Here is a 26,545-nt window from a genome sequence, read left to right on the forward strand (position 1 = left end):
GTGCTCACTTAACGCTCGCGATCGTCGCGGTCTCGTTCCTTCCGTTCAATTTCCTCGCGCTCCAGCTCTTCAAGCCGCGGTATATGCTGCTGTGCTGGGTCGGTGCGCGTCGTCTCTCCGCCGCGCTGTGTTGCTTCCTTCTCCTTGTTTAGCCGATCCTGAAGGCGATTTGTAGCGTCTTCCGTTGATGCGAGTTCGTGCGCCTCTCGGGCGTCCGGCTCGTTCGTTGGTCGCTCTGCATCATGGCGAAGATCGCGTTGCTGTTCTCCTGTGGCGTCGACATTCGCCGGCGTCTTGTCCTTCTCCCCTTCCGACCGCGCGCGGTCCTCCGCCTCCACCTCCTCTTTACTCGGCCATGGCTTTTCACGGTCGGGCTCTTGCGAGCGGCGGAAATAATATTCATTGTCGGCGCGTGTCACTCTGTTGGCAAACTCCCGCAGTGACTGATCCGATTGAAGGATGGCATTTTGCCCTCGTTGCGGCGATTTTTCCGGCCGCGCGGCGTCATTCTTCTCGGCCTCCTCGATGGCGCGCATGAGGTCAGGATCGTCTCGCTCGGCCACTTCACGTATATAGGTGTTGCCCTCGATCGCGAGCTGCGCCGCGCGGCCGATCGCCTCTTCCAACGCTTGTTCGCCCCGCTGTCTCATCCGGTCGGTCTCCTGCCGCTCCTCTTCGCTCACCTCACGATAGCGATAACTGCCGGTTTCAGAGTCCTGCTCCGGTTCGACCTTTTCCAGGTCGACCAGCATGTTTGCCCTGGCTTCGATCTCGATCAGCACTTCATTCGCGGCCTCAACGGCCGCCGCGCCATGCTTGGCGATCGCGGCGTTCAACTGCTCCGCTTCAACGTCGCGCTCAGCGGTGGGAAGCATCTCTTCCCTGCCCTGCCCTTCCATCGCCTCGTTTCGCTGCTCATGCAGCGCCATTAGGTCGCGACGCTGATTGACGTGATCACGCGCCAGGTTGGCAACCTCATCAAAATCGTTCCGGTCATCAGGTCCAACACTTCTTTCAAGCTTGAACAGCGCCTTTTCGACCTGCTTTTCATAAGTCTCAAATTCAGCCCTGGATGTTTCGCGCACGTCCTGACCCTCCAATACGAGCTTTTGCAATGTTACCAGATTGGCGCGGAATTTTGAGCCGAAATCTGCATGCACCACATTTGGTGTAGCTTCCGCCTGACCTGCTGAAAGGCTTGCTGTCAATTGGTCCCGCTGCTGTTCTGCGTAGGCGACGATCCATTGATCACCGCTGGCGAGCGCGATTTTCAGCCAACTCTGCGTTGCCTTTATGGCATACTCCCGGCTTCTTTCGGCCTTCGCCAGACTTCTCCGGCCGCCCCGCTTGGCGTCGTACCGTCCCTGTGCCGCCTCGCTGGTCCCGACGTGCTCGGTCCGCCCTTCCCTGCTCACCGGCCTCACCTGATTGCGGGTAAAGGCGGGCGGACTGGCGAACTCGCGACGATCGGTCATCTCCATCGCTATTCCCTGCGCCCGGGCCATCTGCGCCATCGTGGCCCGCCACTCCCGAAACACCTGAGGGGTCGTCTCGATCCGATCGCCCGATTCCGATCGCATCGTGATAATCGCGTGCGCATGGACATGGGGCCGCTTGCCCCCATCCCCTTCTTCCTTCGGATCATTGGCCGGATCATGCATGGCAAACACATAGCGATGGCCGGCGAACTGCTCGGCAAGGAAGTCGCGTGCAGCGTTTTCAAACGCCTCGACATTCGTACCGGCCCGGGCCGACATGATCAGGTGCATCACGTCGCGGCCCTTGCGGCTGTGCAGATCACCGCGCCATTCCTTTTGCACCAGGTCGCCAGCATGTTTTTCGTCACCGAGGACTTGGCCGCGGTCGTCGCGAACGTTGCCGTCATGACGTTCGACCAGGCTCCGCAATCTGCTGGCGCCATGCTCCACACCGTTGCCGTAGCCCTGGAACGAGAACCGCGCAGCCGCATCCTGCGCGGCCGCACTCGCGTCATATCGCGCCTGAATGATGCTGGAGGCCTTGTCGTCGCCAGTCAGCCGCTCTCCCTGCCCGCTTCTGAGCACGACTGCTCCTTGAACCGTCAGCGCGCCGTCGGCCTGGCGCGTGACCGCATAAGCATAGCGTCGATCGCCGAACGCGCTCGTCAAATTGTTCCTGACCAGCTCATGCATCGCCTCGTCTGACGAAACCGCCGCAGTCGCAATCTCTACGGTGAAGCTGCCGATATCGCGGCTCTCTGCGCGGTTCTGGAAAAGATGGTTCCAGTCGCCCCGCAACCGCGCCAGATCCTCGCGGCTACTGATGCGCTCGCCGTTCTCGTTCTCGACGGCGAGGTCGCCGCCGCGCGACACATAGTTCAGCATCGCCCCTACCCTCGCGCCGGCGCCATAGGATGCCATTTTGACAACTGCGGGCTGGCTGCCCAGGGCAACTGCCGCTAGCCGCGCTTCAATTGGACGGGACCCCACTGCTGCCCGCGTCTCGGCCGCGAAGATCGGCTTGGCGGCCGCCCGCCGCATTTTCGGCCGGCTGTCACCGCTGCCACCGGGACCAGCACCACCGTCGCCGCCCAGCGCGGCCAGGGCCTTCAGCCGCCGGCGCATTTCTTCCTCGGCCGACCGCCGCTTTCCACCAAGCGACAATTCATGCAGCAACGCCGCGCGCCGCTGCTCCCATTCGCTGGTGAAGGCGCCGAAGAAAATTTCCAACTACGCCTCCCCTCGCCGCTTGTGACCAGCACGTTTCGATAGCGATCGCAACTCCGTCAAAACGGCCGCTTGGACGCGCTGCACGTTGCCTAGATTGATGTCGAGCTCGCTCGGGTGAACGCTCTTGCCGCTGTTAATCGATCGCGCCACCTGGTTCAGGTTCACGCCGATCGCCCGCATGTCCTCCAGCAGCAGCGCCATGACGAGCCGATCATCCTTAGTCAGGATCGGTCGTACGCCGGCGCCTTCGAGGATCAGCGACCGGAAAAATCCCGAAACCGTCATGTCGGCCGCCTTCGCGGCCTTTTCGATCGCCGCATATTCGTCCGCACTGACGCGGGCATGCACCATCCGACCCTTCCGGTCCGGCGCGAGCCGGACCTCGAATTTCGCGTCGTCCATTTGGCCTTGGGCCCCTCTCTCTGGCGCTTGCGGCAGGCATCGAGGGCTGGTTCCTCGATCGTCGGGAAAAATGTCGCACATTTTTCCGTATCCTGCCATCATCAATAGACGTGAAATTCGAATTCATCAAAACCAACTTTTCGAGCGGCCCACATTTCGCTCGTCCACATCGAAACGATGGGCATGGCCTCCGTCCCTGCCCTTTCAAACGCTAAAACGCTCTCCAGGGTTCACCTCCAGGACCGCTTTGTCGGCCTTTGTGTGCCCCTCGTACTCGTCCGCAAGGGACGCTCCGCTCTTCGCCCTGGCGGACTGCGTGCGAGCGTCACAGACGGCCTTCGCGCGGCTCCGGGGTTCACCACAAAGGAAACGGAAGGCCTGCGGCGGCGCTGACGGCCTCTTGGCTAAACGAGGGAAAATTGCGTCGACTGGCGAGGGCACCAGGGTTTGCTCAACGCCACCATTTCACACGACTTGTTCACACGATGTGTTCACATGCCATGACGTTATGATGTGAAAGTAAGATGTGGTTGAAGTATCACATCAGTGAGGCTTGGATCGCATCGTGTAAAACGCCTTGCGAAACCAAGCACTCACTTCGTTAGGAAATGCTGTTGCCCAAGAGGATGCATGAGCGTGGCGACGGCCTGCCGCGTTCAAGCTTTGAAGACGGCAAAAGAGGGATCGAACATGCCTCGAAGGATCTGCGCGATCAGCGGAAAAGGCGGCGCCGGAAAGACGACGGTCATTATCCTCGTTGCCGGCGAGTACGCTATTCATGGAAAGAAGGTTCTTCTGATCGATGCCGACCCGCGCCAGAACCTCGCCGAATGGTGGAAGCGATGTGAGGCCAAGGACAATCTTCCGGCCAATATCGAGCTCCACAGCGCGGCAACGCAGCGAAGCATTGAAACCGCGCTCGCCGAACAGGACGGCGTCTACGACGTAATCCTTATGGATTCACCGGGCGTCGACAGCGTCATCCGCGATACGATCATCCGCAACGCCGACCTGGTGCTGACGCCAATTCAGCCGAACCAGGATGAAATCAAGGCGGCCGGCGAAGCCGCCACCATCACGGCGGATATTGGCGACAGGGAAGGACGCACGATTCCGCACCTCAACGTGGTGACGCGCATCGCCCTTCCGGGGCGCGTTCTCGAGGCTTACAGGCTGATCCGTCCGTTCATCGCCAATCTTCGCGACAATGGCTATGAATCGACGTTAATGGATACCGAGCTCACCGAACGCAATTGCTACCGCGAAATCCGTAACGGCCTCGGCACCTTGCAGATGCTCGAGCTGACCGACCCGGTCATGAAAGGTCGCGCGGAGATCGCGGCGTTTGTGGCCGAGCTCGATCGCCATCTCGCGGCAAACCGGGAAAAGGTGGGAAATGTCTAAACCAGGCAAACTGTCCGTCTCTGACTTTCCGATCGCACCGCGACGGCCGAAGCCGGCCACATCCAAAGCCACAATGAACCCAGCCTCTTTGTCGGAAGAGGCAGAGGCGCGAACGGCTGCACCGGAACCAACAGCGGCGCCGGCTTCAGAAGCGGATGCGACAAGAGAACGGCCGCGGCGCGGTCTGCCGAACCCGAGCGGTGAAGAGCGCAAGAGCAAGTCGGTCGAACGTGCTCTGGCTCAGGAGGAGGGACGCTATCGCCTGCGCGACCTGAAACGAGGGCACACGCGAGAAGCCAAGCACTACGTCAATTGCCCGCTGGACTACGACACCAAGATGCGACTGCAAAAGGCCGCCTTCGACAACGACATCAAGATGACTGTGATCATCAAGGCGGCCATCGACCAGTTTCTCCGCGACAACGGCTACTGAGAATGACGAGCCGCGGCTTCCTATTTGGAATAGCCATCGGCACCGTCATCGGCACCTACGCCGCGCCTATGCTCGGCCGGCAGAGCATAGGCCTTCGCGAGACATCGCAGGCCTTTTTGTCTATCGTCAAAGGCACTGACCGCATACCCGATAAGGTTACGTGGCCGACCAGTGAACACGCGAAATTGGAACTCTTCCGCATATCCAAATGGGATATATCCAAGCACGGTGATGGATCGACGGTTAGTGTGAAGCGGTGTATAAGTATTGATGAATATTCGATAGCTTGCGAACTATCGGCGCATCTTGGTTGGATCGATGGTGAAAAATTCGTGGAATCAGTGTTCAAGGGCGGGCCAGACCGTTGGACAATGGTCGCAGCAAAGAACCGCTAGGGCCCTTGCAAACCGTACCGCCCGTATAATCACCGATCACTCCAAGAGGTCGGAGGACTATCCGTGCACAGCAGCTTCGGCCGACCTCCAATCCCCCAAAATGATACGGGAAAAAGCTAGTTCTGGGGATTGGAACTAGCGCTGAGTCTAACAAAATTGGTACATAGTGCCGCCCTGTGGGCGGTTTTTCATTTGGAGGGATGGGTCCGTGACGCGCGATATGAACACCTATAAAAGTGCAAAGGGACTGGTGGAAACGACCGATCCTGAGATTGATAAGCCGATTTATCGACGGCCGGGGTTTGACGGCATCACGACCCTGGGCGAGATGGACAAGAAGATCGCGGCCTTTCTTCGCAAGGAGCGCGAGGACGAAGGGCTGACGCGCGCGGATCTCGCGCCTTTGCTTGGCCTGTCAATGCCTGTCTACGGGCGATACGAACGTGCTTTCTCGAAAATGCACGTTACTCGTATGATCCATCTCTGTGAAATCCTAGGCTTCATGCCGATCGAAATGCTTTTTGAGGCTGCTCCTCATCTTTGGGGCCGGACGCCGGAGGAAGCCGAGGATCGTCTTGAACTGGCAAAACTTATGGTGGACTTGCCCCACGACACGACGCGCGATCTCCTCGCCCTGGTTAAGCGCATGGTCTCACACCAGAAGGCGGCCAACGCCGCCACAGCCTCATCAACAACGAAGGACGAAGGCCGCTAAGCGTTTTTGCTACCTCCTTCCACGGCGTGGAGGTGATCGCCGGTGTGCCCTGATCAAGCGTGTTGCCGGCTTAGGAGACAATCGCGCCATCACCCTGCCCGCGCCTCACCCGATCGGCTTTGCGTTCGAAGAAGAGGGCATCGCGTTGTTTAGCGTACTTTCAACGCGATGCCCTCTAAAACGCGTGGCGGCCGGATGCCCGGATGTGAGCTACGAGGAACTGCTTCATGTTGGCCGGCACTTCATCCATCGGGATGCGCTGGAGGCGGCCTGCGGACGTGTTGCCAATGCGACGCTGGCAATCCGCAACACCGCCATCTGGGGCGAAGCCGGCACGGCCTGTGCCTCGGATTCCAAGAAATTCGGCGCCTGGGACGGCAACCTTATGACCGAATGGCATGTCCGCTATGGCGGTCGCGGCGTGATGATCTACTGGCACGTCGAAAAGGGTTCAACCTGCATCTTCTCGCAGCTCAAGCGCTGCTCGTCCTCGGAAGTCGCTTCGATGATCAAGGGCGTGCTGCGGCATTGCACCGACATGGAAATCCAGCGGCAGTATGTCGACAGCCACGGCCAGAGCTCGATCGGCTTTGCCTTCTGCCATCTGCTCGGGTTTGAACTGGCGCCGCGCCTGAAGGCGATCGCCCGGCAGAAGCTGGCGCTGGCGCATGCAGGCCTGCGCGCTGAATTGCCCAACCTGCTTCCCGTTCTTTCAAGCGTCATCAACTGGCAGGAGATCGAGCAGCAATATGACGAGATGGTCAAATATGCCGCCGCCATGCACGGCGGAATAGCCGATCCGGAAGCGATCCTGCGCCACTTCGCCCGCGCCGAGGTGATGCATCCGACCTACAAGGCTCTTGCCGAGCTCGGCCGGGCGATCAAGACGATCTTCCTGTGCCGGTATTTGCGCCACGAGAAATTCCGCCGCGAAATCCACGAAGGCCTGAACGTGGTTGAGAACTGGAACAGCGCCACCAATTTCGTGTTTTTCGGCAAGGGCGGCGAGGTCGCCAGTAACCGGCTCGACGATCAGGAGATATCTGTACTGGCCCTGCATCTGCTGCAGGCGTCGCTGGTCTATGTGAACACGCGCATGATGCAGTCGGTGCTCGCCGAGCCGAAATGGTCGGCGCGGCTGACGCCGGAAGATTATCGCGGCCTGACGCCGCTGATCTACGGGCACGTCAATCCTTATGGCCGCTTCAATCTCGACCTGAACAGCCGGATCGATTTTGAGCAGAAACAAGCGGCGTGAAGCATCGAAGGGAATGGTAGAAATGCCTGTATCTAAGAAGCCCCGAAAGAAGGCAGTGGCGAAATCCAAGAAGCCGGAAAATGACAATGCTCTGCCTCCGATGCCGGACCGGCGCGGCATGGAGGGGTTCATGGCAGGTCTTTTCGGCGGAGGGCGTGGGAGCGACCCGACGGACGCTGCGCAAGACATCATGTATGAGGCTTGGGAAGCTACCAGTCGCAGCAAGCGTATTACGCTGGCCAGGAAAGCGCTTAAAATCTCGCCGTTGTGCGCCGACGCCTATGTGCTGTTGGCCGAAGAAGAGGCGGGGTCTGTCGAGGAAGTGCTGGACTACTACCAGAAGGGCGTCACGGCGGGTGAAGAGGCGCTGGGCCCTGACGGATTTGAGGAATATGCCGGTCGCTTCTGGGGTTTTCTCGAGACGCGCCCCTACATGCGGGCGCGGGCAGGTCTCGCCGCCGTACTCTGGCGGCTTGGTCAGTATCAGAAGGCCATAGACCATTATCAGGCGATGCTCAAGCTCAATCCGAATGACAATCAGGGCATCCGCTACGTGCTGGCCGGGCATTTGCTGGCGCGCGACGATATCAAGGCCCTGAGGAAGCTTCTCAAACAGCACGAAGACGATGGCGCTGCTGCATGGCTCTACACGCGGGCCCTTCTTGCCTTTCGTGAAAACGATCCGGGCGCCGGCAAGCTTGCCGAGGAGGCCTGGCTCGCGAACAGCCATGTGCCTGGCGTCCTTTCCGGCAAGCAGCCTTTGGTTGCTTCCATCGACGGCTATATCACCTTGGGGGGCGAGGATGAGGCAGCGGACTACGTCGAGGAAAACGGCCAGGCCTGGCAGGCCACGCCCGGTGCAGTCGCGTGGCTGGCGGAGGTTACCAAAAAGCTGAAACCACGACGACAACGGCGTAATTGACCGTCCGGAACCGAAGTGCGTGTTCTAATTTGGGTATACCCGGCCTGAACACCCGCCATGAACACGTCGCAACCGGAAAAGCCTGTATATTTTGGGCTTAATCTTCGTTAATGAACAGAGCATCGCGCCGGCACACCCAAAATGAACAGATTGCATGACCCGCATCGGATACGCCCGCACCTCCACCATCGAACAGAACCTCGCCGCGCAGATCGCCGCGCTCAAGGCCGCCGGCTGCGAGGTTATTCGCGAGGAGCAGAAAAGCGGTTCTACGCTGGAAGGCCGTCCACAGCTCAACACAATTCTCGACTTCATTCATGCTGGCGAGACGCTCGTCGTCACCCGGATCGACCGACTGGCCAGGTCGCTGCGCGACCTGCAGGTGATCGTGGACAAGCTCAAGACGAAAGGCGCGCATCTCTTCGCGACCGAACAGCCCGTCGATACGTCGACCGCCGCCGGCAAGGCCTTCTTTGACATGCTTGGTGTCTTTGCCGAGTTCGAGACCAATCTGCGGCGCGAGCGCCAGGCGGAGGGAATCGCTGCCGCCAAGAAGCGCGGCACATACAAGGGCCGGCCGCCGAAAATCGACCGCAACGAGATCCGACAAAGGCTGAAACAGGGCCACGGTCCGACACAAATCGCCCGCGATCTCGGCATCTCACGCGGCACTGTCTATCAGGCACGGAAGGACAGATGACGAAGGGCAAGCCGATAAGCCGTCTGACGCCAGCGGCATGCGAAGAGATCCAGACCCGCATGATCGAGGTCTGCCAGAAGATCGCTGAGGACCACGGCCTGGTCATCGAGGGCGCCGGATGGCGTGGCGCCGATACCGGTTTCTCCTTCGAGCCCGTGTTCCGCGTCAGCATTCCCGCCTCCGACGGCACGGCATTCAATCTTGAAAAAGACAGGTTCGAGTTCTTGGCAGAGCAATTCGGATTGGCCCCTTCGGACTTCGGACGCGAGTTCCGCACCGGAAGCGAACGGTTCCGGATCACCGGCATCGATCCAAAGCGGCCACGCTACCCGATCTCCGCTGAGCGAATTCCCGACCGCAGAGGATTCAAATTTACCGCCGAAAATGTCGCCATGCTCCTCCAAGTCAAGGAGAGCAAGCCGTGAAGTTCTCCGATTGTTCCGCAAGTTGGCCAAAATCGCAGCTTCGGGCCGATTAGGCCTGTAAGCAATACCAAGTCCCCTATCCCGGGTCGGGCTACTGGACCCGCAAATCTCTCGGCCTTGCGGCAGATCTGCTAGCCCTGCCGGAGGCACCCGATGAAACCATCGAGATCACGCCGTCGATCCCAAAGCGACGGCCGAGGAGGACGCCAGAAGAAATCGCGGCACGCAAAACCAGGCGCGTCGCAAAACCTGATCGGCCAGCACATCATCCGCTATTGTTCGGTGTCGAAGAGCATTTTCGAAAAACGCGCGACGTCAAGGACGGCGAGTTCCTCAGGCCCTACAAAAGGATCTTGCCGGATCTGATTTCATCGGTAACTGCGCTGCCGCGCGCTCTGTCGATCGCCAATGACCTGTACCTCACTCTGTACAAGCAGGGGTACAGAGTTCACATCGCTCAGGCTGCCGATGACTTTGGTCGCATCCACGTCAAGGAACAGGAGGTGGAGCGAAAGGATCGCAAATACGGACGCTATCACTCCGGAAGCATCTGGGCTCCGGATCGACCCACGGTCTTCTATATCGACTCGGTGCCAATAGGGCTCGCCATCACCGAGATGACCGAGAGAGTGCTGATGCGATACCTCAATGGTGAATACCATCGCGAGGACAGCAGGCTCATAAGATCAGCCAAACCTTGGCAACTGACGCATTCCTGGACGACAGAGCAGGATATGCCGTCGGGACGTTTTCGGGTGATTGCCTATTCCCCGAAAAAAGGCGTCGATTGGTCCGTCAGCTGGCAAGAGACGGATCAGAAGGCGCTTGCCACGTTGATCCCGAAGATCGTCGAGACTTTGAAAGCGGCGAAGGACAATTTGCAACGCCTCATGGTCGCCGAGGATCTGGCTGAGGCGAAGAGGAAAAAAGAGCGAGAGGAGGAGTGGGAGCGCTACCTAAGGCAAGAGGATGCCCGGAAAACAGCTCAGGCCCTTGCCGATAGCCGGCAGCAGCTTGGGGAAATTATCGAGCGGTGGGGAAGAGCAATGACTGTGGAGCGATTTTTCGCCGATGCGGAAGAGCGCCTGAAGTGTACGAACGGCGAGCGTGGGCAGCGTCTGGAGGAGCGTCTGACCCTCGCGAGGGCAATGATCGGAGGCGTAGACCCGCTGGATTTCATAGAAAGCTGGGTAGCCCCGGAGGAGAGGCACCGTTCAAAATACATCTAAGCGGTTTGGTTGACGGCTTTCGGCAACGGCGGCCAATTCGGACAGAGACGCGGGATCGTGGGCTGCGAAATGGATCGTATATCCATGGGTCAAGTGCCAGAAAGCATCCTCGAAATGCGGAGTGCGTAACGATCGGTCATGCCTGACGTAAAATCCGCGAGCGCGTGAAGCGCGTCTTCCGAAGTGTTTACGTTCCGCAGATCAAGACCCAATGCTCTGACCAAGTGGCAGGAATGGGCCGTCAATCCTGCCTCCTTCCAGCCGGATCGCCTAAGATCTTCATAGACTGGCAATATGCCCGTCATCACATTCCATATGATCTTGCGTCCAGAGATTTCGAGCTCAGTCTTCCGGCGAGCTGTAAAGACCTCATCTTTTGAAACTTTCTTCATCCGTTCGAACAGTGATTTCATGCTGCAGATGTCCGCGAGTGACCCTGAGAAACTCCCGCTCATGATGGCGGCGTAGTTTTCCTTGAATGCTTCCACGCAACTCTCTACCGCCTTTCCGATGCTGATAGCACGCAGCATCGCGATGTTTTCAGCCGCGGTATATGTGGAAACATCTCGGTTCGGCTTACCAGCTGCTTCGTACAGTATATCTCTCACGACGTCGTACCCCACTTCGCCAGTCGTAAAAGCATCCTCAAGGTCTACGATGTTGTAACAGATGTCGTCAGCCGCCTCGACAACGAACACCAGCGGATGACGTCGCCACCACGTTTTATCGCCCTGATTCTCCACCACCAGACCCAGAGTGCTGGCGGCGCCGCGGAACGATTCAAGTTCACTGTCGAAGATGCCGAACTTCTTGAGGCCCACGTATCCCGCGGCCGTTCCCGATGCCGCGGACTCACGCGTGGATGCCGTGACAGGATATTTCGTGAACGCCCCCAATGTGGCCTTGGAAAGCCGCATCCCACCATCATTCCGATACATCTCCAACCGGCACAAGATTCGGAACCCCTGTGCATTCCCTTCAAAGTTCTTGAAGGCCAGCTGCCTATCGCTTGGGACCTCACTGATCAGGTCATTTGAACTAGAGAATTGATCGGCAAACCAGTCCCCCATGGCCTCCTCGCCAGAGTGGCCGAATGGAGGGTTCCCGATGTCGTGAGCGACACATGCCGCCTGCACAATATTCGCGAGACTATGCGCCTCCCCGGCCTCAATCTCGTTCTCCTGCTCGAGCCAGTTTCCAATCGCCATCGCCAGCGAGCGGCCAACGCTCGCAACCTCGACGGAGTGGATAAGCCTGTGGTGCACGTGATCGTGCTCGTATAGCGGTTGCACCTGCGTCTTATTTGCAAGCCGCCTAAACGGTGCAGAGAATATGATCCGATCGTAGTCCTGTACAAAGATGGAACGATTTGGCTTCGCCTGGTAACCAGTGTCTCCCAAACGTTCGCTGCTGAGCAAGTGTTCCCAATCCATGAGCATTCCCCTCCCATCCCTACCCGAATTCAGCTCGGCGGCATCAAGCCTGATCATAGTATCCTGCGCTCTGAAAATTACTCAGAGTTGAAACGTGATCGCCTTCGCCAGATGGCTGAAGCAGATAACTTGAAACAAGCGACCTTAGGTTCACTTCGCTTTAGCTGACCCGGTCACCATGCCAAGTGATTTTGGCTCCGGCGGTGGGGTGCGAGTATCGGGCAAACTAGGCTGATCGGTGTTCGCGTTGTTGCCCCGTTCGAAAGTTAGGCCATAAGGTCCGATCTCCAGCCGATACCCAGATCCGGCGGCAATCACCACCAGCAAGATCAGCGCAGTAACCAAGACCAGCCTGTTGACGTCCAGTTTTGTCACTTGGTGTCGTCCCCGAGCGTCTGAAGCCACCAAGGAGTGCGCCGCACGAATGTACCGTTCTCGTTGACGTAATCATTGTTGAACGCGCGAAGGGCAGCGCTAAGGGCGTCTGACCGGCTCATATTGAATCGTTGCGCGGTCTCATCGAGTATGGCCAAGTCGTCTTCGGCGAGACGAAACGAGATGATTTTTTTGCTCATACCAAGAGCGTAATCGCCATTGGTAAATAAAGAATAAACTTTGTAATACGCGAAGGCCGGTGTTGCCATTGCCAGCTTGGGCAGCAATTCTGAGCCAGCGAGCCGATACTCGGTCTATCAGCGATCCACCCTTCGCCTGAGGCGCTGAGCCGAGGTCAAGTCATCTTCCGGGTCTTCCTCATCCTCATCAGGCGGGTTCATCGAAAGCATGATCATCGCGAAACCGTCACGCTGGAGCAGCACCTGCTCGTAGAGGGCGGGCGGTTTGCGGCCCCGCTGGACGTCGATCCATACCCCGGCATCGGTCTCATCGATGTCGCTCGGTACACCCTCCTGATGGGTTCGTCTGCGCAGCAGCGAATAGGGAGAAACCGGCCGGGCCCGTTCAGCCGAAAGACCCGGGAACTTGGCATAGTCACCGTAGACCCGAAGGACTTTGCCGTGACGGGCAATCACCACCGCCACCGGCTCCTCCCGGTAGCGCACATACGAGCGGCTGGCCGCTTCCTTGCTGACATCGTATTTGTCGGCAAGCTTGACCAGATGGCTAAGATCGGGATCCTTGCCCGCCGCCGCATCTTTTCGGAAAAGTGGGGCCGGCATCAAAATATTTGCCGCGAAGCGGTTCGCTTCGACTTCCATCTTCATGCGGCGGTCTGCCTCGTTGGCCTTCAACGCCAGCATATCCTGCAACCGGCACAAAAACCGTCCCTCAGCCGAGGGGACGTGGGACGGCATGAGGAAATGGCCGAGCTCGTGGGCGATCGTGAAGCGGCGCCGTCGCCGCGGGCTGGCCTGGTTGAACAGGATCGACCCGTTGAACTTGTCGACGGGCGTAATCAGCCCGCCCTCATAGCCGTCTGTTTCAAGCGGAAGGATATCGACAATGTCGAGCTGCCGGGCAAAAGCCTCGATCGGCACAGGAATCGCGAGGCCGGGCTCGTTCTTGAGAATCTCCAGAACAAGTTTTTCCGGAGTGGCCGCATCGGCCAGATCGATTCGGCTGACCGTCATGGTTTCCGACTGGCTTTCAACCGCTCCATCAGTAGCGCGATGGTTTCGCGGTCACCGGGCGAAAGCTCGCTAAGATTGCGGTACATCGCCACCAGTTCGGCATCTTCCTCCGGTGCTCGGGGATTTTCACCCACCAGATCCGCTACCCCTACCCTGTAGAAGTCTGCCAGGCTCTTAATAAGGGTCAACGATGGGTTTTTACTCGCGCCGCGTTCGAGATCCCACACATGAGCCTTCGAGGCCCCTACCGCATCGGCCACTTCCTGCAGCGACTTTCCGCTTCGCATTCGCAGCTGTTTCAATTTTACAGCCAACTCCACCATACAAATCCTTTCCACGAGTCATAGCGACGCGGTCGCTTATGCGTCCGCGCCGTCTGATCACAGCTTACAAGACCATAATATGGGACTTGACGCAAGTCGCCGTAAGATTTATCTTTACGATAATGTCTAGCAACTCAACTAATGGAGCTTTTTATGGGCAAGAATCAACATGTCGTACCTCACAACGGCCAGTGGGCTGTGCAAGGTGCCGGTAATAGCCGCGCCACTTCGGTGCATTCCACGCAGGCCGATGCGATTTCAGCCGCGCGTGAGATCGCCATCAACCAGCATAGTGAAGTCGTCATCCACCGGCCGAATGGCCAGATCCGCGATCCCAATTCCTACGGCAACGATCCGTATCCGCCGAAAGGCTAAACCCCGAAAGAACCCCTGCAATGAACGATAAGCCGCGCTTTCCTGGGGTCCTAGGGCCCGTCGAGCCCTTCCTCAATCCACTGGATGCAATTCTGGCCGACCTGGCCATCAGCGTTCAGTTGCCTGCCGGCCTGCACGCCAGGACCGGCGACCGCTACGAAGCCATTCGCAAGCACATCGAGTGCCCTGGCAGTCCGCTCCACGGGCGGGTCTTGTGCTTTTACCCGCAGGGTTCCATGGCAATCGACGCAACCATTTCGACGCGGGGAACCGACAACGAATACGATCTTGACGTCGTGGTCGAACTCGACGTGTCGGAGGACATGTCGCCTGAGGAGGTCCTTGACCTTCTGGAAAGCGCCGTCGCCGATTACCCCGTGCAGGCGGTCGAGCGCCAGAGCCGCTGCATCACGCTGCGCTACGCCGACAACATGCACGTCGACTTGACGCCGTCCCGCCGCCTGGCAACCCTCAAAGACCGCGAAAGCGTGATCTTCCATGCCAAGCACGGCGACCCGACCCATCTCCACAGGCCGGTCATGATGAACGCTTGGGCGTTCGGTCGCTGGTACAATGCGCGGACGCCGATGGAGGAGCGGTTCGCGCTGGCCTACAACAAGCGGCTCTATGAAGCCGACGGCATCGAGTTCGCCGTCGATGCGGATGTGCACCTAGTGCCGGCACAGACCCCCCTCATCGTGAAGAACACCGCCACAGTGGCGCTGCAGTTGATCAAGCGGTTCCGCAACGTCCTTTACGCTTCCACCACAGGCCGGATCCCGCCATCGGTAATGCTGTCGTGTCATGCCGGCAAGGCGGCCCTGCCGGGCATGCTGCTCTCCGACATGGTGATCCGGCAGGCGCGGTGGACGGAACGCGCTATCGAGGAAGCGTCACGCCAGGGACAGCTCCTCGATGTCCGCAATCCGGAGTGGGACGAAGACCGGTTCACCGACCGCTGGCCGGAGAACAAGATGCAGCAGGATGCATTCGCGGCCGCCCTGCGTGATCTGGCCGACGGACTGAAAGCAATCAAGCAGGGCAACGTGCAGCTGGAGGATTTGCAGGACTGGTTGCGTAATCGGTTCGGCGATCGGGTTGTGTCGTACACGCTGAAGACCTTCAACGACCGCACCGGCCGGGCGATCCGTTCCCTGGATCAAAGCTATACCCGCAAGGGCGGTCTGTTCGTGCCGGCAGCACCGGCCGTTGTCGGTTCGATTGCCGTTGCGTCGCCAGTGGCCGCGCGCTCCCACACGAATATGGGAGAACGGCGGTGAGCAGCGAGGTTTTCACAATAGAACGTCAGATTTCGGCCATGGCCGACCGTTGGCCGCAGTTAGTACTAGCCACCCGTGAAGGCGCCTCCGCGACATGGCGGGGGCCGTTGCGGCCGCTGCTGCAGACCTTCCAGGTTGAGATCACGTTCCGGGCCCCTTCCATTATCGAAAAGCTCAACAATCGCCGCATGCAGCCGCGGGTGAAAATCCTGACCCCGCAGCTGCGGCCCCGGCGCGGCGACCCGGAAGGCCAGCTGCCGCACGTCTATTACATCGGCTGCGGCCCGCTCGATGTGGTGCTGTGCATGTTCGATCCGGATTCGGATGAATGGTCGCCCTTCATGTCGGTTGCCGAAACCACCGTGCCGTGGGCGATTGACTGGCTGACCTCCTATGAAGGCTGGCGCGCCACGGGAACGTGGACCGGCACCGGTAAACATATCGAACAGCCGCGAGCCGCGCTTGGCAGTGCAGTGAATAGATGACCTGCCTCCCACCTCGCCGCTCGGACGGCACCGCCCAGAGACGCCGCCTGCAACGCCCTTGGCCGAAGGGCCGGCCCTTCCGCATCTTGTCGATAGATGGTGGGGGTATCTGCGGCATCCTGCCGGCAGCTGTCCTCACCGAGCTCGAGCAGCGGTTCCTGGGCGGCAAATCGGTGGCGGGTTGCTTTGATATGATTGCCGGGACCTCCACCGGCGGCATTATCGCGCTGGGGCTTTCGCACGGCAAAACCGCGCGCGAGATCCGTGAAATCTACGTCGAACGCGGCGGCTTGATCTTCCCGCCGCCCAATCCCCTTCAGCGCGTGTTGCGCAGGGTGCGGCGCTTCGGCCGCTATGCCTATGATCGCGATAACCTCGAAAGCGAGCTGCTGCGCATTTTCGACGACACCCCGTTCGGGATGGCCCGCAACCGCCTTGTGATCCCAAGCTTTGAGGGGCGCTATGGCGAGCCGTGGTTGTACAAGACCCCTCACCATCCGGATTACAAAAAGGACCGGTTTGAGCGGATGGTCCGGGTCGGGCTTGCGACGGCGGCGGCGCCGACGTTCTTTCAGGCTCTTCCCAACAATGGCTACATGATGGTCGACGGTGGCCTATGGGCAAACAACCCGACGATGAACGCCCTTGTCGATACGCTGGCGTGTTTCGAAATCGACCGTGCCAATATCCAGATTCTGAGCCTCGGCTGTGGAGAGACTGCTTTCACGGTCGACGCTACCAAGTCCAACGGTGGGATCCTACAATGGCGCGACATCTACTTTGGCGCTATGCGGGCCCAATCACTAAATGCCCTCGGACAAGCATATCTGCTGGTTGGCAAGGACAATGTGATGCGGATCGATGCGCCCGAAGCCCCTTCGCCTATAGCCCTCGACGACCACCGCCGAGCAAGAACCGAACTTCCCGCGATGGCCAGGGTTTTGGTTGAAGCGGCAGGGCATCGGATTGAGCAAATGTTCCTTCATTCGCCAACGGACCCGTATGTGCCAGTTCCACTTCAGAGTGAAGCCGACTAGCTCTGATCTTCTATTTTTCTCAAGTTTCCTCAGTTAATAATGTGCGCGTATAATAATGATTCTCTATTGATTCTTCCGCAACGCATGCTTGGGTGCAAGCGAGATGGGTCGCACGATTGTAGCTTTCGACGGCCCCCGCGGCGTCGGCAAGTCAAGCTTGCTGCCGCAGGTCATCTCCCTATTGGCTGATCGAGGACAGCAGTACGAGCTGTTCAGCAATGTGGAGTCTTCCTCCCTCAACACGCTGATACGCAAGCTCGCTAGCTCCGCAACACCCGGTTTGACTCTCAGCTTGGCGCTTTCCACAGCTCGCGCAGAACTTATCGAAAGTAACATGGGCAACCTTCTGCTCGACAGATTCGTGCTGTCCGGCCTTGTCTATCAACCCATTTCCGGGGTCGACCAGGATTTCGTCTACGCAAGCAACGCGCCCTTGCTTGAAGGGGTTACAACAGTTGCTCTCGAGATCACCGCTATGGAGCTTGGCAAACGCAGGCGATCACGTGGACCGATGCGATCGGATTTCTTTAAGGACCGATTGGATATCGAAACAGAAATATCGCTTTTCGCCGAGCGTGCGGAGTTCCTTCGGTCCAAAGGCCACGTCGTTATCACCTTGGATGCGGGAGGAACCATCGAAGACACCGCGATGAACGCTGTGAATCTAATCACTGCTTGTGGCCAATGTCATGAATGATCCGCGCATTCTAGGCGCGGACGGCCGCCTTGACCTGCTGCTCGTTAATTCGCCGCTGAAGGACTACGGCCACGCGCGCCGCGTCAACGACTTCACTCTGCCAACCCTTGGGCTCGGCTACATCGCTACTGTAGCCGCGGCAACCGGTTTCAGCGTCGGACTGCTCGACAGCGAAGCGCTTGGGCTTGGGCTCTCAGAGACGGTCGGCATTATCAACGACGCACAGCCAGGTTGGGCGGGATTCAACCTGCTCGCGCCAACCTACGCCCATAGCCGCGCAATCCTTGCCGGCCTGGATCCGGGCATTTCTGTGATGCTAGGCGGTCATCAGGCGAAAGCAATGCCCCGGGAAATCCTGGAGGATCATTGCATTCCCCGTATCGACGCACTTGTTGTCGGCGAAGCGGAAACCCGGGTGCCGCTTCTCTTGGCCGATATCGAGTCACGCAGCAGCCTGCCCTCAATCGGCTGGCGGAACGGTGACGGTCTCACCATGCCGCAGATGCGCGGTGACAAGGCCCTCCTGGCACCGAACATCGATGCTATGCCGTTTCTGGATCGCAAGTATCTGGTGCAAGACCCTTACCTCGACGCCGGCGAACTGGAATCAGCCATGGTCGCTTCACGGGGATGCCCCTTCGATTGTTCGTTCTGCGGCGCCGCGGTGAGCGCGAATCCTGACGTGAGCATCCGCATGCGAAGTCCAGACAATCTTATCGCCGAGATGGCCACGCTACGCGATCGATACGGCGTTACCCGCATACGATTTGTCGACGACCTCTTTCTCGCCAACTCCAAGATAATTGTCAGAACGCTCGACGCCTTTGTCCGAGCCAATCTTTCGCTTCGTTGGGATGCGACCGGCCGGATCAACGTCCTCGACAAGGTTCCGAACGACACTATTGACCTTATGGTAGCGTCCGGTTGCCGCGAAGTTGCTCTCGGTATAGAGGCTGGCAGCGACCGGCTGCTCAAGCACATCGACAAGAAAATTTCCGTGGCGCAGACCATCAGAGTGGTCACCCGCCTCTGCAGCGCTGGCATTTCGGTGAAGGGCTATTTCATCCTAGGCTTGCCAACCGAAACCCGCGAAGAACATCGCGCAACGTTGGATCTGATCGAGACCCTTTGGTCGGTAACAGACGCCCTTCCAGGGCGTTTTCGTTGCAGTGCCTTTGAATACAGACCTTATCCTGGCACCCCGGACTGGCTCCGCCTCCTTCGCGCAGGTTACTCGCCGTCTGCAATGCTGGCCTATAGCTCACCCGAGTCCCCCGGAATTCAGGCCGTTGCGGGTCGCGACGAGTTCAATTTCTCGACTGGGATTCAGTTCGGGGAAGTTCCCGTGGACCAGGTTCGAAAGAACTTATACACCATTATGGCGTTACAAAATGCGAGATGATCGAGCAGAAGATTTTGTTTCTCGGACTGTGCGCCAAAAAGAACGCCGACGGCGGATTGCATGCGCCGCTCGCTCCCACATCCCGCTCGGGCAGTTTCCTAGCCTCTTTGTTGGCAGAATTGCCGCTAGGCGAAATTGCCATCGCGCGTGACAACATCATACCCGGCCCAGTATTTGGACAGAATGGCGTGGAGCGCAATCCGACGTGGGCAGAACTGTTACCCTGGCTGCGTGACCATTGGCTCTGGAGAGATGATACGCTAGCGGCGATTGTTGCGTTTGGCGCGGAAGCCGAACGCGCATTCGCTGCTCTCGCTGCAGAACGATCGTCCGATACACCGGTCTATTTTCTCCATCATCCCTCTTACGCGTTGCGGCAGCCGAAAAACCGCCGCGCAGAGTATGCGCGCAAGCTTTCGCAAGCGATTGTTGCTACCGATGCATCGATAGCTGCACGTCTCTAGAGCGTTTCATGTCTTGAGGGAATCGTAGGATTCCCAACGACGCTGGTTTGTGATTCAAGATGCTGGCTGGACGGAGGCCAGCGTCTGATGACACGAGCCCTTTCGAACGATCTTCGTGAGCGTGTTGTTGAAGCTGTCGGCACCGGCGAGAGCTGCCGTGCGGTGGCATCGCGTTTTGGCGTGGCAGTATCCTCGGTGGTGAAGTGGTCGCAGCGTTACCGTGCCACCGGCTCGGTTGCGCCGGGCAAGATGGGCGGGCACCGCAAGCGGGTTCTGGAGCCGCATCGGGCCTTCATCGTGGAGCGGATCAACCAGACCTCAGATCTGACGCTGCATCGGCTGAAGGACGAGTTGGCCGCACGCGGGGTGATGGTCTCGCACAACGCGGTCTGGGTGTTCTTGAGGCGCGAGGGCTTGAGCTTCAAAAAAAACGCTGTTCGCTTTTGAGCAGGCCCGGGCCGACATCGCTCGTCGCCGCCAGCGCTGGAAGTCATGGCAGGGTCGCCTCGATCCGGCACGTCTGGTCTTCATCGACGAGACGTGGATCAAGACCAATATGGCCCCGCTTCGTGGCTGGGGGCCAAGGGGACAGCGCCTGCGCGGCTTCGCCCCACATGGCCATTGGCGAACCCTGACCTTCCTGGGGGCGTTGCGCTGCGACGAACTCACCGCGCCATGCGTCTTCGACGGCCCGATCAACGGGGAATGCTTCCGCGCCTATGTCCGTCAGCAACTGCTCCCGACCCTGCGGCCCGGCGACATCGTGATCATGGACAATCTGGGCAGCCATAAATCCGCAGCCATCCGTCATGCCATCAGGGCCGCCGGCGCAAGGCTCTGGTTCCTGCCGCCCTATTCGCCCGATCTCAACCCGATCGAGCAGGCCTTCGCCAAGATCAAACACTGGATGCGCCACGCCCAGAAGCGAACCATCGAAGACACGCGGCGCGGCCGCTGCGAGAGGTTGGTCATAGGTCATGACCACTTTTTCCTTGTACAGTATTCGACTGTCCGCTTTGCGCCGCAAGCAGGCCATCCGACCAGCACGGCTCGATCTCCGTTAGCCTTCAGGATGCGCGAACTGCCGCAATGGTGGAAGGTTGTCGTCGACTCCAGGTCGCCGAACCGGCGTCGGCTAGTCACTCTTCACCCATAGTGAAACGAGTAGGCACCTTAAGCACCCTGATCAAATCATCGATCGCCCAAACCGGTCCACAGGAATGCGAGATCGGTCGGGGGCAAGAACATCAGGCTGGTAGTGGGGACTACTCCGCCGCTTCGGCGTAGCGCGCCGGCACATAGTTGAGGACCGGCCCAAGCCAGCGCTCGACCTCTACCAGCGGCATGGCCTTGCGCCGCGCATAGTCCTCGACCTGATCGCGCTCGACCTTGGCGACGCCGAAATAATGGCTTTCGGGATGCGACAGGTAGATGCCGGAGACGGAGGAGCCAGGCCACATGGCGAAGCTTTCGGTTAGGCTCACGCCCGCATTGCCTTCGCCGTCGAGCAGGCGAAACAGCGTCGCCTTTTCGGTGTGGTCGGGTTGCGCCGGATAGCCGGGCGCGGGGCGGATGCCGCGATAGGGCTCGCCGATCAGGTCGTCCGGGGCCAGGTTCTCATCGGGCGCGTAACCCCAGAACACCTTGCGCACCTTCTCGTGCATGCGCTCGGCGAAGGCTTCGGCGAAACGGTCGGCCAGCGCCTTGACCATGATCGATGAATAGTCGTCGTTGGCCCGCACGAAGCGCTCGGCGATCGCCACTTCCTCGATGCCCGCAGTGACTAGGAAGCCGCCCACATAGTCGGCCTTGCCGCTGTCCGCAGGCGCGACGAAATCCGACAGTGCGACATTGGCCTTGTCGCGCTTGGCCAGTTGCTGGCGCAGCGTGAAGAAAGTCGCCAGTTCGTGCGAGCGGGCCTCATCCGTGAACAGCCTGATATCGTCGTCGAGGGTATTGGCCGGCCAGAAGCCGATCACGCCCTTGGGCGCGAACCATTTTTCCGCGATGATTTTCGCCAGCATCGCCTGGGCGTCCTCGAAGAGCTGGCGTGCCGCCGGCCCTTGGTCCTCGTCGTCGAGGATTTTGGGATAGCGCCCCTTCAACTCCCAGGTTTGGAAGAAAGGCGTCCAGTCGATATAGCGGGCAAGCTCGGCCAGATCCCAGCCTTCGAAGACCTTCAGTCCAAGGAAGGACGGTTTTGGCGGCTCGTAGCCCGCCCAGTCGATTTTGTGGGCATTGGCCCGCGCCCTGGCGAGCGGCAGCCGCTGCTTGTCGGCTTCGCTGCGCGCATGCGCGTCGGCAACCTTCTTGTACTCCGCGCGGACGTTCTCGACATAACCGGCGGCCTTGGCCTCGTTCGATAGCAGTGCCGACACCACGCCGACGGCACGGCTGGCGTCGGCGACATACACAGTCTGGCCTTTCGCATAGCGCGGATGGATCTTGACCGCCGTATGCACGCGGCTGGTCGTCGCGCCGCCGATCAGCAGCGGAATGTCGAAGCCTTCGCGCTCCATCTCGGCCGCCATATGCGCCATCTCGTCCAGTGAAGGCGTGATCAGGCCGGACAGGCCGATGACGTCGACCTGTTGCTCACGCGCCGTCTGCAGGATCTTCGCCGCCGGCACCATGACGCCGAGGTCGATGATCTCATAATTGTTGCAGGCAAGGACCACGCCGACGATGTTCTTGCCGATGTCGTGGACGTCGCCCTTTACCGTCGCCATCAGGATCTTGCCGGCGCTCTGGCGCTCGCCATTGTCGATTCCGCTGGCGGCGTTCGCCAGCTTCTCGGCCTCCATGTGCGGCAGTAGGCCGGCCACCGCCTGCTTCATCACGCGGGCCGACTTCACAACTTGCGGCAGGAACATTTTTCCGGCGCCAAAGAGTTCGCCGACGACGTTCATGCCCGCCATCAGCGGGCCTTCGATGACATGCAGCGGCCGCTCGGCGGCGCGCCGCGCCTCGTCCGTGTCGGCGTCGATAAATTCGGTGATGCCGTTGACCAAAGCGTGCGAAATGCGCTGCTCGACCGGCCAATCGCGCCAGGCGAGAACGCGTTCCTGCGCCTCCTTGCCCGCCGTGCCCTTGAAGCGTTCGGCGAGTTCCAGCATGCGCTCGGTCGCCGTGCCGCCGCCCTTCGGCTCGCGGTTGTTGACGACATTCTCGCAGGCTTCGCGCAGTTCGGGGTCGATGGTGTCGTAGACGGCAAGCTGCCCGGCATTGACGATCCCCATGTCCATGCCCGCCTGGATGGCGTGGTAGAGGAACACGGCATGCATGGCCTCGCGCACCGGTTCGTTGCCGCGGAACGAAAAGGAGAGGTTCGACACGCCGCCCGAAATATGGACATGAGGAAGCGTCGTGGTGATCTCGCGCGCCGCCTCGATGAAGTCGACGCCGTAATTGTTGTGTTCCTCGATGCCGGTGGCGATGGCGAAGATGTTCGGATCGAAGACGATGTCCTCGGGCGGAAAGCCGGCCTGCTCGGTCAGCAGCTTGTAGGCACGGGTACAGATCTCGACCTTGCGCGCCCTGGTGTCGGCCTGGCCGTCCTCGTCGAAGGCCATGACGACGACCGCAGCGCCATAGGCCCGCACCAGCCTGGCATGATGCAGGAACGCTTCCTCGCCTTCCTTCATGGAGATCGAGTTGACCAGCGGCTTGCCCTGGACGCATTTCAGGCCGGCCTCGATGATCTCCCACTTGGAACTGTCGATCATCACGGGAACGCGGGCAATGTCCGGCTCGGCCGCGATCAGGTTGAGATATTCGACCATCGCCTTCTTCGAATCGATCAGCCCTTCGTCCATGTTGATGTCGATGATCTGGGCGCCGTTGGCGACCTGGTCGCGCGCGACATCGAGCGCTGCGACATAGTCGCCCGCCGTGATCAGCTTCCTGAACCTGGCCGAGCCCGTGACATTGGTCCGTTCGCCGACATTGACGAACGGAATCTCGTCGGTCAGCGTGAACGGCTCGAGGCCCGACAGGCGCATCTTCGGCTCGATCTTCGGGATGGCGCGCGGCGGATATTTCTTCACCGCCGCCGCGATGGCGCGGATATGGTCCGGCGTCGAGCCGCAGCAGCCGCCGACGACATTGACCAATCCGTCGCGCGCAAAACCCTCGATCTGCTCAGCCATGAATTCCGGGCTCTCGTCATACCGGCCGAATTCATTGGGCAGGCCGGCATTCGGATAGGCGCAGACAAAGGTGCCGGCGACACCCGAAAGCTCATCCAGATGCGCGCGCATGGCATTGGCGCCGAGCGCGCAATTGAGGCCGATCGTGAACGGGCTGGCGTGACGGACCGAATGCCAGAAAGCCGTCGGCGTCTGCCCGGAGAGCGTGCGGCCGGACAGGTCGGTGATTGTGCCGGAGATCATGACCGGCAGATGCACGCCCTTTTCGACAAAGATCTCGTTGCAGGCGAAGATCGCCGCCTTGGCGTTCAGCGTGTCGAAGATGGTCTCGATCAGGATGATGTCGGCGCCACCATCGATCAGCCCACGCAGCTGCTCGCCATAGGCATAGCGCAATTCGTCGAACGTCACTGCGCGGTAACCGGGATTGTTGACATCCGGCGACATTGAGGCGGTGCGGTTGGTCGGCCCGAGAGCGCCGGCGACAAACCGCCGCTTGCCGTCTTCCTGTTGTGCCCGGATCAAAGCACGGCGGGCAAGCCGAGCGCCGTCGCGATTGAGGTCGTAGACGGCATTCTCCATGCCGTAGTCGGCCTGCGCTATGGAGGTTGATGAGAAGGTGTTGGTCTCGATGATGTCCGCGCCGGCAATAGCGTACTGATAATGAATGTCCTCGATCGCCTTGGGCTGGCTCAGGATCAAAAGATCGTTGTTGCCCTTCTGGTGACAGGCGCAACCGACGAACCTGTCGCCGCGGAAATGGTCCTCGTCGAAACCGAGACCCTGGATCTGGGTGCCCATGGCACCGTCGAGGATGAGGATGCGTTCGCGCGCAGTAGCTTGAAGCGTAGCCAGGACGTCCGACCCGTCTCGCTTCTCGCCGGCCGGACCAAACAGATCGTCCAGGGAGGACGGACTTTGCGACATTCCTTGTCCTTGTAACGACCGCCAGCCAGTAATCACATAAAGACATCTTTATGTCAACATGCCATCGATGCGCACCTGTTTTCCGCGCACGGACTGCGCGCCGGCTACCTCACCGAAACCGCCCGCCGTGGCATCTCCCTCGTCGAAGCCATGCAGCAGTCGCAGCACCGATCCGTCCAGCAAGCTTCGCGCTGCTACTACAACGACGCGGAACGGCAGCTGGGACGCGCGGCGCGGCGGATTGTCTGACGCTTCCCCAGCCGTGCTCTCGGGAAAATTGCTGCCCGCACAAAGACGGCCCCTATGCATTATTAGGACACCGATTCACGGTAGCGGTTTGACAGCGCTCTTCCTCCTTCCAAGGGCCGATGAAGTTTAAGGACCCGACGCATCCTCCCGGCTCGGAACTGTTTCTATGGGACCGAGCGTCACCGTCCTACTTCCTTGATCCCTTGCCTTCCCTTACAATCCGTTCTGGATACAGAGGAGTTCCGCCATGAGCGAAGACGCCTTCAACATGTCGATCCGCAAGTTCCTGAAGGAAGTCGGTGTAACCTCCCAGCGCAAGATTGAGGAAACGGTGCGCGCAAGGCAAATCGGCGGCGAGAAGAAGTTGAACGTCCGCATGACGCTGACGGCGGAAGGCACCGGCCTCAACCACGTGGTGGATGGCGAGATCGAACTTCCGTAGGCCGGGAGAAGCGACCTAGCCAAACGTCCAACGCGGCCGAAGGCGTCGAGACGGATTAGCAGTTGGAATGGGGTCCGGTCGGATCCACGCAGTATCGCTCACCACGCTCTTGGCTATCGGCCCGACCGGTGCAGTTCGAATAGGCCCTTCTGACCCCACAATGCTCGATGAGCCTCCAGGGTGACGAGAACGCCTGCTCCGGATCTAGACTCTTGTCTTAATTTAGCACTTCCGAAAGGAAGAACAGGGACGGTATAGTCCCGTTTCCCTTTGCCGCCGATACAATGGCTCAAGAAGTAGATCCCATGATCATTGTGCCTGAGGATCCACAAATGGACACAGTCAGGGTTCCGGTGCTGAAGGTGTTCGACGGCGATGGGTTTCTAACTCGGGTCAGGGTTTCCGAGGTGACAGGAAACCCTAAGGATCAAGCCGAGATCGAGGTAACCGCAAGATTCGGATTCATCGACGCTCCGGAGATTGAACAGCCCGGTGGCCGCGAAGCCAAGGATTTCCTCACCGCCCTGATCGGCGGCAAGTGGGTCGAACTTGCCATCTTGATGAAGATGAATACCGGTCGGTCAGTAGACACGTACGGCCGTGTCGTCTGCGTTCCCTATCTGACGTTGGATTACGCCGCCGGCGAGTTCAGAACACCGTCGTCATGCATAACAACGTTTGGGGCGCCCTTCCGCGTGACGAGAAACATCGAGCTAGAGATGGTCGTGAATGGATGGGCTTGGGTTCTGGAGCGATACGGACCCGATCAGCGTTACCTCGATGCCCTCGAAGAGGCCCGACGCGCAAAGCGAGGCATATGGGCCTTCAAGGACAACATCCATCCTTGGGAATTCAAGAAACAGAAATATCGCAGCAAGGCGCCAAAGCATTCATGCCCGACAGAAACCTGTCGCGGCCACCTCGTTAGAAAGAGGGGCAGGTTCGGCGAATTTCTGGGCTGCTCCGAATATCCTCGGTGCAGGTATTCTTGTTCGGTGGCCGGCTGACCGTCCGACCACGCCAACTACCCCTCAATATAGGGCATCTACTCGAAAAAATGCCAATGATGATGAGGTCTCGATGAAGGGAACATGTGACGAGCG

The 26,545-nt window shown here is 59.5% G+C and carries 26 protein-coding genes and 1 pseudogene; 19 read left to right on the forward strand and 8 right to left on the reverse strand.

Going from position 1 to position 26,545, the window contains the following annotated elements; all coding sequences use genetic code 11:
• Positions 1-8 precede the first annotated feature (8 nt).
• Together EN786_RS28380 and EN786_RS28385 are read right to left on the reverse strand one after the other, a co-directional pair.
• Positions 9-2,708 (reverse strand): conjugal transfer protein TraA, encoded by a 2,700-nt coding sequence (locus tag EN786_RS28380; protein WP_135909122.1) that lies wholly within the window; start codon positions 2,706-2,708, stop codon positions 9-11.
• Entirely contained in the window at positions 2,709-3,110 is a 402-nt protein-coding gene (locus tag EN786_RS28385; RefSeq protein ID WP_128346870.1) for a MobC family plasmid mobilization relaxosome protein, read from the reverse strand.
• A gap of 690 nt (positions 3,111-3,800) precedes the next feature.
• Between EN786_RS28385 and EN786_RS28390 the strand changes: the two genes are divergently transcribed.
• The 9 genes from EN786_RS28390 to EN786_RS28430 all read left to right on the forward strand — a co-directional run bounded on the left by EN786_RS28390 (position 3,801) and on the right by EN786_RS28430 (position 10,591).
• On the forward strand, positions 3,801-4,514 hold the full coding sequence (locus tag EN786_RS28390) for a ParA family protein (RefSeq protein ID WP_128346872.1): 714 nt from the start codon (positions 3,801-3,803) through the stop codon (positions 4,512-4,514).
• Entirely contained in the window at positions 4,507-4,947 is a 441-nt protein-coding gene (locus tag EN786_RS38795) for a hypothetical protein (protein ID WP_245493499.1), read from the forward strand. The genes EN786_RS28390 and EN786_RS38795 overlap by 8 nt, the downstream gene beginning before the upstream one ends.
• A gap of 2 nt (positions 4,948-4,949) precedes the next feature.
• Positions 4,950-5,342: a hypothetical protein gene (locus EN786_RS28400; protein ID WP_128346871.1), complete on the forward strand. Its 393-nt coding sequence runs from the start codon at positions 4,950-4,952 to the stop codon at positions 5,340-5,342.
• Between the two features lie 220 nt (positions 5,343-5,562).
• The gene (locus EN786_RS28405) at positions 5,563-6,057 is read left to right on the forward strand and encodes a helix-turn-helix transcriptional regulator (protein WP_128346874.1); all 495 of its coding nucleotides are present in this window, start codon (positions 5,563-5,565) and stop codon (positions 6,055-6,057) included.
• Between the two features lie 112 nt (positions 6,058-6,169).
• Positions 6,170-7,315, forward strand: coding sequence for a Tn3 family transposase (locus EN786_RS28410; protein WP_281405020.1), 1,146 nt, complete (start codon positions 6,170-6,172; stop codon positions 7,313-7,315).
• A 55-nt stretch (positions 7,316-7,370) separates the two neighbouring features.
• Positions 7,371-8,237: a tetratricopeptide repeat protein gene (locus tag EN786_RS28415; protein WP_210214591.1), complete on the forward strand. Its 867-nt coding sequence runs from the start codon at positions 7,371-7,373 to the stop codon at positions 8,235-8,237.
• A 154-nt stretch (positions 8,238-8,391) separates the two neighbouring features.
• Entirely contained in the window at positions 8,392-8,937 is a 546-nt protein-coding gene (locus EN786_RS28420; RefSeq protein ID WP_135909123.1) for a recombinase family protein, read from the forward strand.
• The gene (locus tag EN786_RS28425; RefSeq protein WP_128347193.1) at positions 8,934-9,362 is read left to right on the forward strand and encodes a hypothetical protein; all 429 of its coding nucleotides are present in this window, start codon (positions 8,934-8,936) and stop codon (positions 9,360-9,362) included. Before EN786_RS28420 ends, EN786_RS28425 begins: the two co-directional genes overlap by 4 nt.
• Positions 9,363-9,637: 275 nt before the next feature.
• Positions 9,638-10,591: a hypothetical protein gene (locus EN786_RS28430; protein WP_246688765.1), complete on the forward strand. Its 954-nt coding sequence runs from the start codon at positions 9,638-9,640 to the stop codon at positions 10,589-10,591.
• A gap of 89 nt (positions 10,592-10,680) precedes the next feature.
• Here EN786_RS28430 and dgt read toward each other — a convergent pair whose 3' ends face one another.
• From dgt to EN786_RS28455, 5 genes are all read right to left on the reverse strand, one after another.
• Positions 10,681-12,081, reverse strand: a complete 1,401-nt coding sequence (gene dgt / locus EN786_RS28435; protein WP_246688766.1) for a dGTP triphosphohydrolase — start codon at positions 12,079-12,081, stop codon at positions 10,681-10,683.
• Positions 12,082-12,174: 93 nt separating this feature from the next.
• Positions 12,175-12,399 (reverse strand): hypothetical protein, encoded by a 225-nt coding sequence (locus EN786_RS28440; RefSeq protein ID WP_135909124.1) that lies wholly within the window; start codon positions 12,397-12,399, stop codon positions 12,175-12,177.
• Positions 12,396-12,686, reverse strand: coding sequence for a ribbon-helix-helix protein, CopG family (locus EN786_RS28445; protein WP_135909125.1), 291 nt, complete (start codon positions 12,684-12,686; stop codon positions 12,396-12,398). Before EN786_RS28445 ends, EN786_RS28440 begins: the two co-directional genes overlap by 4 nt.
• A gap of 30 nt (positions 12,687-12,716) precedes the next feature.
• Complete coding sequence (locus EN786_RS28450) at positions 12,717-13,613, reverse strand: ImmA/IrrE family metallo-endopeptidase (protein ID WP_128346814.1); 897 nt, start codon at positions 13,611-13,613, stop codon at positions 12,717-12,719.
• Complete coding sequence (locus EN786_RS28455) at positions 13,610-13,936, reverse strand: helix-turn-helix transcriptional regulator (RefSeq protein WP_245493491.1); 327 nt, start codon at positions 13,934-13,936, stop codon at positions 13,610-13,612. The genes EN786_RS28450 and EN786_RS28455 overlap by 4 nt, the downstream gene beginning before the upstream one ends.
• Before the next feature lie 153 nt (positions 13,937-14,089).
• Here EN786_RS28455 and EN786_RS28460 point away from each other — a divergent pair, with 153 nt between their 5' ends.
• The 8 genes and pseudogenes from EN786_RS28460 to EN786_RS28495 form a co-directional block, all read left to right on the forward strand.
• Complete coding sequence (locus EN786_RS28460; protein WP_128346813.1) at positions 14,090-14,311, forward strand: DUF2188 domain-containing protein; 222 nt, start codon at positions 14,090-14,092, stop codon at positions 14,309-14,311.
• A gap of 20 nt (positions 14,312-14,331) precedes the next feature.
• Positions 14,332-15,591 (forward strand): nucleotidyltransferase, encoded by a 1,260-nt coding sequence (locus tag EN786_RS28465; protein ID WP_128346812.1) that lies wholly within the window; start codon positions 14,332-14,334, stop codon positions 15,589-15,591.
• Positions 15,588-16,076: a hypothetical protein gene (locus EN786_RS28470; protein ID WP_245493490.1), complete on the forward strand. Its 489-nt coding sequence runs from the start codon at positions 15,588-15,590 to the stop codon at positions 16,074-16,076. Before EN786_RS28465 ends, EN786_RS28470 begins: the two co-directional genes overlap by 4 nt.
• Positions 16,073-17,113, forward strand: a complete 1,041-nt coding sequence (locus tag EN786_RS28475) for a CBASS cGAMP-activated phospholipase (RefSeq protein ID WP_135909126.1) — start codon at positions 16,073-16,075, stop codon at positions 17,111-17,113. The genes EN786_RS28470 and EN786_RS28475 overlap by 4 nt, the downstream gene beginning before the upstream one ends.
• 103 nt (positions 17,114-17,216) lie before the next feature.
• Entirely contained in the window at positions 17,217-17,810 is a 594-nt protein-coding gene (locus tag EN786_RS28480) for a hypothetical protein (RefSeq protein ID WP_135909127.1), read from the forward strand.
• On the forward strand, positions 17,803-19,212 hold the full coding sequence (locus EN786_RS28485; RefSeq protein WP_135909128.1) for a radical SAM protein: 1,410 nt from the start codon (positions 17,803-17,805) through the stop codon (positions 19,210-19,212). The genes EN786_RS28480 and EN786_RS28485 overlap by 8 nt, the downstream gene beginning before the upstream one ends.
• Entirely contained in the window at positions 19,209-19,676 is a 468-nt protein-coding gene (locus EN786_RS28490; RefSeq protein ID WP_128346520.1) for a uracil-DNA glycosylase family protein, read from the forward strand. Before EN786_RS28485 ends, EN786_RS28490 begins: the two co-directional genes overlap by 4 nt.
• A gap of 87 nt (positions 19,677-19,763) precedes the next feature.
• A pseudogene (locus tag EN786_RS28495) lies at positions 19,764-20,619 on the forward strand (IS630 family transposase); the annotation flags it as partial.
• A gap of 322 nt (positions 20,620-20,941) precedes the next feature.
• On the opposite strand, the gene metH reads toward EN786_RS28495, so the two are convergent.
• The gene (gene metH, locus EN786_RS28500) at positions 20,942-24,751 is read right to left on the reverse strand and encodes a methionine synthase (RefSeq protein ID WP_128346521.1); all 3,810 of its coding nucleotides are present in this window, start codon (positions 24,749-24,751) and stop codon (positions 20,942-20,944) included.
• 496 nt (positions 24,752-25,247) lie between these two features.
• Here metH and EN786_RS28510 point away from each other — a divergent pair, with 496 nt between their 5' ends.
• The gene (locus EN786_RS28510; protein ID WP_128346522.1) at positions 25,248-25,442 is read left to right on the forward strand and encodes a DUF6494 family protein; all 195 of its coding nucleotides are present in this window, start codon (positions 25,248-25,250) and stop codon (positions 25,440-25,442) included.
• Between the two features lie 332 nt (positions 25,443-25,774).
• Positions 25,775-26,449 carry a topoisomerase DNA-binding C4 zinc finger domain-containing protein gene (locus tag EN786_RS28515; protein WP_189379690.1) on the forward strand — a complete coding sequence of 225 codons (675 nt, stop codon included), beginning with the start codon at positions 25,775-25,777 and terminating at the stop codon, positions 26,447-26,449.
• Positions 26,450-26,545 lie beyond the last annotated feature (96 nt).

This window comes from Mesorhizobium sp. M4B.F.Ca.ET.143.01.1.1, from assembly GCF_004792275.1.
Classification (GTDB): Bacteria; Pseudomonadota; Alphaproteobacteria; order Rhizobiales; family Rhizobiaceae; genus Mesorhizobium; species Mesorhizobium abyssinicae.

Coding starts and splice junctions, on each gene's coding strand:
- EN786_RS28385 (WP_128346870.1), bottom strand. CDS start 3,110: ATGGACGACGCGAAATTCGAGGTCCGGCTCGCGCCGGACCGGAAGGGT.
- EN786_RS28390 (WP_128346872.1), top strand. CDS start 3,801: ATGCCTCGAAGGATCTGCGCGATCAGCGGAAAAGGCGGCGCCGGAAAG.
- EN786_RS38795 (WP_245493499.1), top strand. CDS start 4,507: ATGTCTAAACCAGGCAAACTGTCCGTCTCTGACTTTCCGATCGCACCG.
- EN786_RS28400 (WP_128346871.1), top strand. CDS start 4,950: ATGACGAGCCGCGGCTTCCTATTTGGAATAGCCATCGGCACCGTCATC.
- EN786_RS28405 (WP_128346874.1), top strand. CDS start 5,563: ATGAACACCTATAAAAGTGCAAAGGGACTGGTGGAAACGACCGATCCT.
- EN786_RS28420 (WP_135909123.1), top strand. CDS start 8,392: ATGACCCGCATCGGATACGCCCGCACCTCCACCATCGAACAGAACCTC.
- EN786_RS28425 (WP_128347193.1), top strand. CDS start 8,934: ATGACGAAGGGCAAGCCGATAAGCCGTCTGACGCCAGCGGCATGCGAA.
- dgt (WP_246688766.1), bottom strand. CDS start 12,081: ATGATCAGGCTTGATGCCGCCGAGCTGAATTCGGGTAGGGATGGGAGG.
- EN786_RS28450 (WP_128346814.1), bottom strand. CDS start 13,613: ATGACGGTCAGCCGAATCGATCTGGCCGATGCGGCCACTCCGGAAAAA.
- EN786_RS28455 (WP_245493491.1), bottom strand. CDS start 13,936: ATGGTGGAGTTGGCTGTAAAATTGAAACAGCTGCGAATGCGAAGCGGA.
- EN786_RS28460 (WP_128346813.1), top strand. CDS start 14,090: ATGGGCAAGAATCAACATGTCGTACCTCACAACGGCCAGTGGGCTGTG.
- EN786_RS28465 (WP_128346812.1), top strand. CDS start 14,332: ATGAACGATAAGCCGCGCTTTCCTGGGGTCCTAGGGCCCGTCGAGCCC.
- EN786_RS28475 (WP_135909126.1), top strand. CDS start 16,073: ATGACCTGCCTCCCACCTCGCCGCTCGGACGGCACCGCCCAGAGACGC.
- EN786_RS28480 (WP_135909127.1), top strand. CDS start 17,217: ATGGGTCGCACGATTGTAGCTTTCGACGGCCCCCGCGGCGTCGGCAAG.
- EN786_RS28485 (WP_135909128.1), top strand. CDS start 17,803: ATGAATGATCCGCGCATTCTAGGCGCGGACGGCCGCCTTGACCTGCTG.
- EN786_RS28490 (WP_128346520.1), top strand. CDS start 19,209: ATGATCGAGCAGAAGATTTTGTTTCTCGGACTGTGCGCCAAAAAGAAC.
- metH (WP_128346521.1), bottom strand. CDS start 24,751: ATGTCGCAAAGTCCGTCCTCCCTGGACGATCTGTTTGGTCCGGCCGGC.
- EN786_RS28510 (WP_128346522.1), top strand. CDS start 25,248: ATGAGCGAAGACGCCTTCAACATGTCGATCCGCAAGTTCCTGAAGGAA.
- EN786_RS28515 (WP_189379690.1), top strand. CDS start 25,775: ATGGACACAGTCAGGGTTCCGGTGCTGAAGGTGTTCGACGGCGATGGG.